Origin of the sequence: Stenotrophomonas forensis (assembly GCF_028752115.1) — a bacterium.
GTDB classification, from domain to species: Bacteria; Pseudomonadota; Gammaproteobacteria; order Xanthomonadales; family Xanthomonadaceae; genus Stenotrophomonas; species Stenotrophomonas forensis.
This window is the reverse complement of the sequence record NZ_CP082270.1, coordinates 1,280,146-1,291,768: the sequence shown is the minus strand read 5'-3', so window position 1 is coordinate 1,291,768 and position 11,623 is coordinate 1,280,146. Positions and strand designations below refer to the sequence as shown.

General features: G+C 68.9%; 8 protein-coding genes. 2 read left to right on the top strand and 6 right to left on the bottom strand.

The genetic code is table 11. The annotated features are described in order from the left end of the window. Positions 1-81: 81 nt before the first annotated feature. Together K5L94_RS06080 and ffh are read right to left on the bottom strand one after the other, a co-directional pair. Positions 82-516, bottom strand: a complete 435-nt coding sequence (locus K5L94_RS06080; protein WP_148564944.1) for a hypothetical protein — start codon at positions 514-516, stop codon at positions 82-84. 96 nt (positions 517-612) lie between these two features. Further along, entirely contained in the window at positions 613-1,989 is a 1,377-nt protein-coding gene (ffh, locus tag K5L94_RS06075; protein ID WP_005408591.1) for a signal recognition particle protein, read from the bottom strand. Between the two features lie 122 nt (positions 1,990-2,111). On the opposite strand from ffh, the gene K5L94_RS06070 reads away from it, so the two are divergent. Continuing rightward, positions 2,112-2,906: a cytochrome C assembly family protein gene (locus tag K5L94_RS06070; protein ID WP_005415730.1), complete on the top strand. Its 795-nt coding sequence runs from the start codon at positions 2,112-2,114 to the stop codon at positions 2,904-2,906. Between the two features lie 101 nt (positions 2,907-3,007). Here K5L94_RS06070 and K5L94_RS06065 read toward each other — a convergent pair whose 3' ends face one another. The 4 genes from K5L94_RS06065 to radA all read right to left on the bottom strand — a co-directional run bounded on the left by K5L94_RS06065 (position 3,008) and on the right by radA (position 9,328). Next, positions 3,008-3,472 carry a YqhG/Tai3 family protein gene (locus K5L94_RS06065; protein WP_053449134.1) on the bottom strand — a complete coding sequence of 155 codons (465 nt, stop codon included), beginning with the start codon at positions 3,470-3,472 and terminating at the stop codon, positions 3,008-3,010. 92 nt (positions 3,473-3,564) lie between these two features. After that, positions 3,565-5,871 (bottom strand): tetratricopeptide repeat protein, encoded by a 2,307-nt coding sequence (locus K5L94_RS06060; RefSeq protein WP_053449133.1) that lies wholly within the window; start codon positions 5,869-5,871, stop codon positions 3,565-3,567. Between the two features lie 48 nt (positions 5,872-5,919). Beyond that, a complete protein-coding gene (locus K5L94_RS06055; RefSeq protein WP_274512240.1) occupies positions 5,920-7,776 on the bottom strand; it encodes an ATP-binding protein in 1,857 nt (618 codons plus the stop codon). Between the two features lie 175 nt (positions 7,777-7,951). After that, positions 7,952-9,328 (bottom strand): DNA repair protein RadA, encoded by a 1,377-nt coding sequence (radA, locus tag K5L94_RS06050; RefSeq protein WP_006425111.1) that lies wholly within the window; start codon positions 9,326-9,328, stop codon positions 7,952-7,954. 150 nt (positions 9,329-9,478) lie between these two features. Between radA and K5L94_RS06045 the strand changes: the two genes are divergently transcribed. Continuing rightward, complete coding sequence (locus K5L94_RS06045) at positions 9,479-11,539, top strand: putative bifunctional diguanylate cyclase/phosphodiesterase (RefSeq protein ID WP_274512239.1); 2,061 nt, start codon at positions 9,479-9,481, stop codon at positions 11,537-11,539. The last annotated feature ends 84 nt before the right edge of the window (positions 11,540-11,623 follow it).

Below are 11,623 nucleotides of genomic sequence, written 5' to 3'. Positions count from 1 at the left end.
GCGACATACCTGTGGGAGAAGTCGCTGCCCAGCATACGCCAGTCGCTGCGGCCAGAACCCGAGGGGCTGGCCGCGCGAGGATCAGCGCGCCACCACCGCGTAGGTGCGCACCAGCTGGCTGTCCATTTCCTCGTTGAACTGGAAGGTCACATAGCGTGCGTCGTCGGCGGCGAATTCCGCCTCGGCCGATGCACGGCCGATTTCGGTGCCCTCGGCATCCAGCGCACGCGCAACCAGCTTGCCCTTGAAGGCCTTGTCGGCCACCACATACACGGCCGCTTCCTTGGAGCCCATGCCGCGGCTCTTGCCCAGGGTCACGGTCAGGCCCCGCGCCGCCAGGCCCGGATCGGCCTGCAGCGTCACGTTCATGCGCTTGTCCACGCCTTCGCCCAGGCCAGCGACGAAATCGGCTGCGGTACCACTGATGGCACTGCCGGCCTTCTGCGATACCGAGGTGTCGTCCTTGCAGGCGGCCAGCGCCAGTACCAGCGCCGCTACCACGATCATCTTCTTCATGTGCATTCCCTTGTCAGATCAATACGTAGTCAAGCAACAGGGGGCTGGCCACGCAAGTGCCGGTCCCGGCCCCCTGCGCCCTCCCCCTTTCAGGCATCAACGGAACGGCATGCCGCGGCCGCCCATGGCGCCCATCATGCCCTTCATGCTGCGCAGCATGCCCTTCATGCCGCCGCCCGCCATCTTGCTCATCATCTTTTCCATCTGCATGTACTGCTTCATCAGCTTGTTGACGTCGGCCGGAGTCACGCCCGAGCCCTTGGCGATGCGCGCGCGGCGCGAGCCGTTGAGCAGGTTCGGGTTGCGCCGTTCCTTCTTGGTCATCGAGCTGATGATGGCGATCATGCGCGGCACTTCCTTGCCCTGGCTGACCTGCTGCTTCAGATGGTCGGGGATGTTGCCCAGGCCCGGCAGCTTGTCCATCAGGCCGCCGATGCCGCCCATGTTCTGCATCTGCTCCAGCTGGTCGCGCATGTCGTTCAGGTCGAACTTCTTGCCCTTGGCGACCTTCTCGGCCAGCTTGGCGGCCTTGTCCTTGTCGACCTGCTGCTCGACCTGCTCGACCAGCGACAGCACGTCGCCCATGTCGAGGATGCGGCTGGCGATGCGGTCCGGGTGGAACACATCCAGGCCTTCCGGCTTTTCGCTGACGCCGACGAACTTGATCGGCTTGCCGGTGATGTAGCGCACGCTCAGCGCGGCACCGCCACGGGCGTCACCGTCGGTCTTGGTCAGCACCACGCCGGTCAGCGGCAGCGCGTCACCGAAGGCCTTGGCGGTGTTGGCCGCGTCCTGGCCGGTCATGGCATCGACCACGAACAGGGTTTCGGCCGGGTTCACGGCAGCGTGCAGGGCCTTGATCTCGGCCATCATCGCTTCGTCGATGGCCAGCCGGCCGGCGGTATCGACCAGCAGCACGTCGACGAACGACTTGCGCGCATCATCGATGGCGGCGCGGACGATGGCTTCCGGCTTCTGGTCGGCGCTGGACGGGAAGAACAGCACGCCAACCTGCTCGGCCAGGGTCTTCAGCTGCTCGATCGCGGCCGGACGGTAGACGTCGGCCGACACCACCATCACCTTCTTCTTGCGCTTTTCCTTCAGGTGCTTGGCCAGCTTGCCCACGGTGGTGGTCTTGCCGGCGCCCTGCAGGCCCGCCATCAGGATGATGGCCGGGGCTGGAACATTGAGGTTCAGGTCGCTGGCTTCAGCGCCCATCACCGCGGTCAGCTCGTCGCGCACGACCTTGATCAGGGCCTGGCCCGGGGTCAGCGACTTCAGCACTTCCTGGCCGACCGCGCGCACCTTGATGCGCTCGATCAGGGCCTGCACCACCGGCAGCGCGACGTCGGCTTCGAGCAGCGCGATGCGGACCTCGCGGGTCGCCTCGCGGATGTTCTCCTCGGTCAGGCGGCCACGGCCACGCAGGCGCTCGATGGTGCCGGAAAGGCGCTGGGTCAGGGACTCGAACATGCGGTACGACCTGTCTGAAAACGGGGGACAATAAGGCAGACAGTATAACGGGTCCGCCCCGCCTGCCGGGCTGCGACGCCGCGGCCGTCGCCACCACCGCGGGGGTATGCGAAACTGCAACGATGACAATCGTTCTCATCGCCGTCCTGCTCTACCTGGCCGCCAGTGCCCTGCTGGTGCGCGCGCTCGGCCGCGATGAAACCACTGGCTCCCCCATCTGGCTGTGGCCGGCGCTGCCCGCGATGCTGCTGCATGGCGGCTACCACGTGATGGTGGCGATGCGCACCAATGGCGGGCCGGACATGCACTTCTTCGCCGCGCTGTCGCTGGTCGGCCTGGGCATGGCCTGGCTGACCTCGCTGGTCGGCGCGCGCGGACGGATGTCGGCGCTGGGCGTGGTGGTGTTCCCGCTGGCCGCCGTGCTGCTGCTGGCCTACCACGGCTACGGCCACGAACCGAGCAAGGTGCTGGGCTGGCGCCTGGCCAGCCACGCCTGGCTGGCCTTGCTGGCCTATGCCACGCTGAGCATCGCCGCACTGCTGGCGATCATGCTGTGGCTGCAGGAGCGCGCGCTGCGCCGCCGCGAGTTCCGGCCGTGGCTGCGCGCACTGCCGCCGCTGGCCGACCTGGAATCGCTGCTGTTCCGGGTGATCACCGTTGGCTTCGCGCTGCTGACCCTGACCCTGGTCACCGGCGTGCTGTTCGTCGACGACCTGCTGGCGCAGAAGCTGGTGCACAAGACCGTGCTCAGCGTGCTGTCGTGGATCGTGTTCGGCGTGCTGCTGATCGGCCGCCGCCGCTACGGCTGGCGCGGCATGAAGGCGGTGCACTGGACGCTGGCGGCGATGCTGTTGCTGCTGCTGGCGTTCTTTGGCAGCCAGTTCGTGATCGAACTGGTGTTCGGGCATTCGCGATAGCGGCGTGCCGACCCACGGTCGGCACCCACCCCAACATCGCATGGTAGTGCCGGCCGCTGGCCGGCAACTGGACAGCACCCTGCGTGGATGCCGTAGGCGGTTCAGGGCACCGGCTGGGCGAGGATCTTCCGCACCGACTGGCCGCGACTGGTCACGATGTCATCGACCTGCCAGCAGCCGTTGCCCTGCCGGACCATCGGTACGCGGGTCAGGCGCGCCTGCTTCCACACGGTGTAGCGCATCTCGACCTCGCCGGCGCTGGCCGAGGCCTGCTGCCAGCGGTAGTCCTCCGCGCTGTCGATGTCACCGTCCTGGCCATCCAGCCAGGGGTCCGAATCGATCGTGCAGATGCCCTGCTCGCGCACCTGGCAGGCACGTTCGCCGCGCAGCGCCTTGCCGAAGGCCGGGCTGACCAGCGCGGGCGGCGGCTCCAGCAGATCCCCCTTGCCCGTCGTCGCCTCGTAGAAGGCGCGCGCCACGGCCACCGGCGCCTGGCAGGCCGGCGCGGCCAGCACGGCGGGGGCCAGCAGCAGTCCGGCGAACACCCACATCCCTGTCTTTCGCATAGGTCTCTCCTTGGGGTAGTGCCGGCCGCTGGCCGGCAACACAGGGTCGCATGGCGCTGCCGGCCAGCGGCCGGCACTTCCCGATACCGGGCTTACAACCCGTAGCGCTCGATCACGTCCAGGTGCGGCTGGCGGTCCTGGTCACAGGCTTCAGCCAGGCGCAGCCAGCAGTGCGGATGTGGCCACGTCGCGGTCTGCTGCTGCAGGAAGCGATGCAGCGCCAGCGGCGCATGGTCCTGCGGCTGGGCCACGGTGAACAGCACGCCCGGCAGGGTGCCCTCGTCCGCGTCCGGATCGGTCACGGTGTAGTCCGGGCGGCTGTGCGACCAGACCTGCCAACCCTGTGCTTCGGCGGCTTCAACAAAGGCGTTCCAGGCCTCTTCGCCCGGGTGCGCGCCATCGATCAGCCAGCTGCGGGCAAAGCCGCCGCGCTCCAGCACATGCACCTGTGCGTAGGTCGGGATGAAATGCTCGCGCGCTTCCTCCTCTTCCGGTGCCGGATGCACCAGCGCGGCATCGAACACCACCCAGTCGCCCACCTGCTGGGCGCGGTTGGCCGGTGCGTTTTCGACGATGCGCGCGGTGACCGGGCCGCTGCGGCGCGCGTAGTACTCCATCGGCTCGCCATGCTCTTCGCTGCGGATGATCACCCAGCCCCAGGGCTCCTCGACCACGCCGTCCTGGCTGGACAGCTCCATGCCGATCGCCGCCGCCGAGCGGCGCACCGCGTCCCAGTCGCGCGCCGCACTGGCCGCGCTCATGTGGTCCCAATGCGCGGCGTTGGGTTCTTCCAGCAGCTCCACCAGCTGCGCATAGCAGGCCTGTGCTTCGCTGAAGCGGCCGGTTTCCATGTACATCCGCGCCAGCGTACCGCGTGCACCGTGCGAGCCCGGCGAGGCCGCCAGCAACGCCTGTGCGGCCTGCTCCAGCGCCGGCCAGTCGGACACGCGGCGGGCGCGTTGCACCTCGCACCAGTGCGCGAACACCGGCACGCTGCCGCGATAGACGTCGGCCAGGCGACGCAGGCCATCGTCATCGCCCTGCTCGGTCAGCCAGCGCATCAGGGTGTAGGCCGCCGGGCCGTCTTCCTGCGCGTGCGCCTGCACGAACTGCCACAGCAGCGCGCGCGCCTCGGCCTGCGCACCGCAGGCAGCCAGCGCAGAAGCCGCTGTCTCGGCCAGCGCTTCGTCATCGGGCAGTTGCGCCTGTGCCTGCAGCAGCCATTGCGCCTCGCGTTCGGGGTCACGCGACTGGTTCTGCTCGCCCTGCTCGCTCAGCCACGCCAGCAGGTCGCCCGCGGGAACCGGCAGCGGTGCCACCTCCGGCAACGCCTCGATGCGCGCGGCCAGCCCAGCCACCAGCGCCGCCGCACCGCGGTCCTGGCGCAACTGCGCCAGATGGGTGCGGGCCAGTGCCAGCTGGCGCTGCGCGACCCAGCGCGCACCGCGCTGCAGGGCCAGCTCCACGCTCAGCGCAGCCACTTCGATCAGCAGGCGGTGCGAACCGACCTGGGCGAAGTGCTCGATGATGGTGGAGTAACGCGTGCCCAGATCCCAGCTGTTGCGTGCCGGATCGCGCTGGCACAGCGCGGCGGCGGTGTTCGCCCACAGCCGCCAGTAGGTGGGGGTCAGTTCACTCCAGGGCACCAGCTGCTGCAGCGCCTCTTCATCGCGTCCCAGCTGGGCCAGCGCCCAGGCCTTGGACAGGCGGCGCGGCACCGTGCAGTTGGCCGGCTCGTACTCACCGGACGCGGCCACTTCGGCCTCGCGCTTCTCGATCAGCACCAGCGCCTCCTCGGCGCGCCCCATGCCCAGCAGGATCTTGATCTGCATCTCCGGGAAGCTGTCGAACACTTCCTTGCCACAGGCCTCGATCGCATCGGACTGCACCTGCAGGTAGTCGAGCGCATCCTGGCCGCGACCATCGTCGAGCAGCGCGTCGGCCTTCTCGCAGCTCAGGCACTGGAAGCAGGCCCAGCCGGGATTGATGCGCGCCAGCGTTTCATCGCACACCTCGATGCGCTCGGGCACCCAGCCGGGGCCATCGATGTTGCCGTAGCAGGCGGCCAGGTCCTGGGTCACGCAGATCGACTGCGGGCACTCCAGCGTGTCCTCGCGGTGCGCCCGCTCGAACAGCGCCACCGCTTCGCCCAGCGCGCTCTCGCCCTCGACACGATTGCCGACACGGTTGCGCAGCGCCCAATGGCCGACGTAGACGTCGACCCACGGGTTGTCCAGCGCCTTGCCCAGCGCGCGCGCCTCGGGCAGCAGCGCGTCGACGCGGTCGACACGCAGTTCACTCACCTCGTCGGCGAGGCGGTTCAGCAGGTGCGCGTTCTGCGCCTGGCCGGCCTGGCGCAGGTCGCCCTGCAGTTTTTCGACCCAGTTCCAGATGTCCATGGGATAAGTGCTCCTGTCTAGCGAAGGCTGGATGAGAGGGGGCGGTGCTCAGCGCAGCATCTGCTGCAGGGCACCGGCAATATCGGAGAAGGCGCCGTTGAGATCCGGGCCCGGCGTGCCGGTCGCGCGGGCCAGCGGACGGCCCTGCGCGGCAACGATGATCTTCAGCGAGCGCAGCAGGCGCGCCGCGGCTTCGGCCTGGGGGTGGCCCTCGCGCTGCGCGCGCAGCAGCGCCTGCACCGCCGGATTGTCGAGATTGAGATACAGCCGCGACGGCGCGCGCGATTCGATGCGCGCGGTGAACTGCCGCGCCAAGCGCAGCGCCGCCATCGACACACGCTTGTCGTTCTCGTCGTCTTCCAGGCGCTGCTTCAGTTCGGCCTCACGGTCGGGCACCACCACCACCGGCAGCGCCTCCGGGCTGAAGCGCGCCGGCAGCAGCTGCTCACCGTCGCCCAACTGCTCACGCAACCATGCCAACTGTGCTTCGTCGAGGCTGTCGTCGCTGCGGAACAACGCACGATTGCCCTGCTCGGTGCCGAGTTCGACCAGGCGCAGGCCCTTGGCCTGGGCCCAGCGCCGCAGGAACGGCACCACCGCATAGCGATGGCCATGCGCGACCGGCACGCCCATCGCGCGGAACAGCATTTCCTCGAAGCCGCCACCGTTGTCGAGGATCACGTGCACGGCACCGCGTGCCGGCAATGCACTGGCCGGCAGGTCGCCCTGCGAGGTCGGCACGCGCACGTGTTCCAGCAGCAGGTCGAACAGGCGGTCGTCGCACAGCGCCGCGCCCAGCAGCGCCTCGTTGTGGCGGCTCAGTACACGCCGCCACGCTTCCGGCTGCTGTCGCGCAACGTCGGCCAGGCCGTCGATCAATGCCTCCAGCAACGCATGCTGCACGGCACGGTACTGGTCATCGCGCTGCAGGTCTTCGCGGCTGGCGGTGGGCGTGAGACGGGACGACTCGATCACCCCGCCGATGAACCCGGCCCACGGCGGCAGCAGGTCGCGCGCATCATCGTCCAGCAGCATGCCGCGCACGAACACCGACAGGTTGCGGTTGTCGCTGGTGCCATAGGTGGCACCGTCCTGCACCCACAGCAGGCCGGTGGCATCACTGCGGCCATCGGCACCCAGCGGCACGGTGACGATCGGTTCGAAATCGTGCTCGAAGCGTGCGGCGAACTGCAGCGCCTGCCGGCGTGCCTGCACCGGATGCAGCGCGACATCATGCTGGCCGCGCCACGGCGGCGGCTCAGGGTTGAGCGCCTCGGCTGCGGCGCCGATGAAGATCGGCTCGGACAGCAGCGCGCAGTAGCGGCCCAGCACCTCGTGCAGGCGCGCCTCGTTGGCCAGCGGCAGGAAATCCGGATGCAGCTCCAGCTCCACCTCGGTGCCGACCGCACGTGCCGGCACTTCGCTGACGGTGTACTGCTCGGCATTGCTGGACACGTACAGATGGCCCAGCTCGGGCGTCTGGTAGGAAGTGGTGCGCACGCTGACCCGGCGCGCCAGCACGAACGCCGACAGGAAGCCCAGGCCGAACATGCCGATCAGGCCATCGTCGTCCTCGCCGCCCTGGCGCAGGCCACGGGTGTAACCAACGCCGACGGTGGCGAGGTAGTCATGGATTTCCTGGCGGGTCAGGCCGGCACCGGTATCGGTGATGCGCAGCACGCCGGCACCGGCATCGACCTGCACCGCGATGCGCGAGGGTACATCGACGCCGGGCTGCTCGATGCGGCGGCGGATGATCGAGTCGTGCGCGTTCTGCACCAGTTCGCGCAGCGCCACCATCGGGGTGGAATACAGGTGCTTGCCCAGCACCGTCATCAGTCCATTGAGATCGACCCCGGCGCGACGGATTTCGGCGTTGGGGGCGGTGAGCGCGGTGTCCTGCATGTAATCGTTTACTCCTGGGCACGGAAAGACACCAGAGGGCGCCTTCGTCGAGCGGGAAAAACTAGCACAGCAAGCCTGACCGGTACCGTGTCGGCCGCCGCATCCACGTAGAGTCGAGCTTGCTCGACTGCTGTTCTGCCAGCAGTCGGGCAAGCTCGACTCTACGTAACCTGCATCACGCCGCGTCGATGGCCTCGGACAACCGCTCCACCGCGATCACTTCCATGCCCTTCACCGAGCCGCCCTTGGGCGCATTGGCCTTGGGCACGATGGCGCGCTTGAACCCATGGGTGGCGGCCTCGCGCAGGCGGTCTTCGCCATTGGGCACCGGGCGGATCTCGCCGGACAGGCCGACCTCGCCAAAGGCAATCGTCTTCTCCGCCAGCGGCCGGTCCTGCAGCGAGGACAGCACCGCCAGCAGCACCGGCAGGTCGGCGGCGGTTTCCTGTACGCGGATGCCACCGACCACATTGACGAACACGTCCTGGTCGCCAACCAGCACGCCGCCGTGGCGGTGCAGCACCGCCAGCAGCATGGCCAGGCGGTTCTGCTCCAGGCCAACGGCGACACGGCGCGGATTCGACAGCGGCGAGGCATCGACCAGCGCCTGCACCTCCACCAGCAGCGGCCGCGTGCCCTCGCGGGTGACCATCACGCAGCTGCCCGGCTGGTGGGTACTGCCCCCGGACAGGAAGATCGCCGACGGATTGGAGACCTCCTTCAGGCCCTTGTCGCCCATCGCGAACACGCCCAGCTCGTTGACCGCACCGAAGCGGTTCTTGAACGCGCGCAACAGGCGGAAGCGGCTGCCGCTCTCACCCTCGAAGTACAGCACCGCATCGACCATGTGCTCCAGCACGCGCGGGCCGGCGATGCCGCCCTCCTTGGTCACGTGGCCGACCAGGAACACGGCGGTGCCGGTCTCCTTGGCGAAGCGCACCAGCCGCGCCGCGCTCTCGCGCACCTGGCTGACCGAGCCGGGCGCGGCGGTCAGGCTTTCGGTCCACAGCGTCTGCACCGAATCGGCCACGATCAGCCGCGGGCCGGCCCTGGACGCATGCTGCAGGATCGATTCGACCCCGGTCTCGGCCAGCGCATTCACACCGTCCAGCGGCAGCTCCAGCCGATGCGCACGGCCGGCCACCTGGGCCAGCGACTCCTCGCCGGTGACATACAGCACCGGCAGCTCGGCCGCCATCTTGGCCACCGCCTGCAACAGCAGGGTCGACTTGCCGATGCCCGGATCGCCACCCACCAGCACCACCGCACCTTCGACCAGGCCGCCGCCCAGCACGCGGTCGAACTCGCCGATGCCGGTGGAGACCCGGCGGTGCTCGGTCTGCTCAACATCCTTCAACGCGGTGATCTTCGGCGGATCGATCTTGCCGGCCCAGCCGGCCCGGCGCGAGGCCGGCGCCTTGGCCGCCGCCGCGCTCTCCAGCACGATCTCCGACAGCGAGTTCCAGGCATTGCACTCGGTGCACTGGCCCTGCCACTTGCTGTACTCGGCGCCGCATTCATTGCAGACGTAGGCGGTGCGGGCTTTGGCCATCGGATGATTTCCAGCAACGGGAACAGGCGTGGCAGGATAGCCGAGCCGGGTCGCAGGTGCTGCGACCGCTCAAGTCCCGCCCACCCGCGCCGATAGGGGTCGCGGGCGTGCGCCTTGCGGGCGCCCCTCCCTTCTCCCACTGGATTCAACATGACTGGCAGTTACAGTCAGAGCCTGGTTGCCATCTCGCTGCTGGTGGCCATTCTTGCTTCGTACACCGCGCTGGACATGGCCGGCCGCCTGGCCACCGCCGAAGGCCGCGTGGCCCGCTGGTGGCTGGCAGGGGGCGCGGCGGCGATGGGCCTGGGCATCTGGTCGATGCACTTCATCGGCATGCTGGCCTTCGACCTGCCGATTCCAGTCGGCTACGACCTCGGCATCACCCTGTACTCGCTGGCGGTCTCCATGGGTGCCTCGGCCTATGCGCTGTGGCTGGTGTCGCGGCCCAGCCTGCCGTGGCGACGACTGCTGGCTGGCGCGGTACTGATGGGGCTGGGCATCGCCACCATGCACTACCTCGGCATGGCGGCGATGCGCATGCAGCCGGGCATCGATTACCACCCGGGCTGGTTCGCCGCATCGATCGCGGTGGCCATCGGTGCCGCCGGCGCCGCGCTGTGGATCGCCTTCCGCCTGCGTGCCGAGCAGCACAACACCCTGCGCCTGCGCGCACTGGCCTCGCTGGTGATGGGCCTGGCCATCGTCGGCATGCATTACACCGGCATGGCCGCGGCGCGCTTCCCCGAAGGCAGCATCTGCGGCGCGGTCGGCAGCGGCGCCATCGACACCCGCTGGCTGGCGGTGCTGGTGATCGTCACCACCGTGGCCACGCTGGGCATCGCGCTGGTCGCCTCGCTGTTCGATCGGCAGATGCGCGTACGCACCGGGCTGCTGGCCGATTCGCTGGCGCGCGCCAACAACAAGCTGATCCAGGCCGCGCTGCACGACCCGCTCACCCAGCTGCCCAACCGCATGCTACTGCAGGACCGCATCGAACAGGCCATCGAGAAGGCGCGCCGCCGCGGCCACACGGTGGCGGTGATGTTCTGCGACCTGGACGGCTTCAAGGCGGTCAACGATGCCTACGGCCACCAGCTCGGCGACCGCCTGCTGGTGGCGGTGGCGCAGCGCATCGGCGGCCTGCTGCGGCCGCAGGATACCTTTGCCCGCCTCGGCGGCGACGAGTTCGTGATCGTGCTGGCCATCGACATTCCCGACGATGCGGTGGTGGTGGCCGAGCGCATCATCGCCGCGGCCGGCGAGCCGTTCACGCTGGATGCGGCCGAGCTGCAGGTCAGTGCCAGCCTCGGCATCGCGCTGTACCCGGACGATGCCGGCAACGAGCGCGAGCTGATGGCGCACGCCGATGCGGCGATGTACCACACCAAGGAAACCGGCCGGAACGGCTACACCTTCTTCACCCCGTCGATGCAGCTGAGCGCCAATCGCCAGCTGCGCCTGCTGCAGGACCTGCGCAAGGCCATCGCCCGCGACGAACTGATCCTGCATTACCAGCCCAAGTTCCCGGCCGCGGGCGCACCGGCCACCGGCGCCGAGGCGCTGCTGCGCTGGCAGCACCCGGAGCTGGGCCTGCTGGCCCCGGACGTGTTCATCCCCATCGCCGAGCGCAGCGGCCTGATCCTGCCGATCGGCGACTGGGTGCTGGACCGTGCGTGTGCGCAGCTGCGTGCGTGGCACGAGGCAGGCCATGCGGAATGGTCGATGGCGGTGAACCTGTCGCCGTTGCAGTTCGCCTCGCCGGCACTGCTGGACAGCGTGCGCGAGGTGCTGCAGCGGCACCGGATCGAACCGGCACGGCTGACCCTGGAGATCACCGAGACCACGGCGATGAAGGACGTCGATGCCAGCCTGGCGATCCTCAACGACCTGACCGCGATGGGCGTGCACATTGCCATCGACGATTTCGGCACCGGCTATTCCAGCCTGCTCTACCTCAAGCGCATGCCGGCCACCGAACTGAAGATCGACCGCGCCTTCGTGCACGACCTTGAGTGCAATGACGAGGACGCCGCCATCGTCTCGTCGATCATCGCGCTGGGCCGCACCCTGCAGCTGCAGGTGGTGGCCGAAGGCGTGGAGACGCAGGCGCAGCGCGAGTACCTGAGCGAACTGGGCTGCGACCAGCTGCAGGGTTACCACCTGGGCCGGCCGATGGAGGCCGAGGAATTCCTGCGCAAGGTGGCGGGGTAGAGCCGGCCGCTGGCCGGCTTCCCGCGATTGCCGGCCAGCGGCCGGCACTACCGGACAACGGAAAAACAAAAAGGCCGCCCGAGG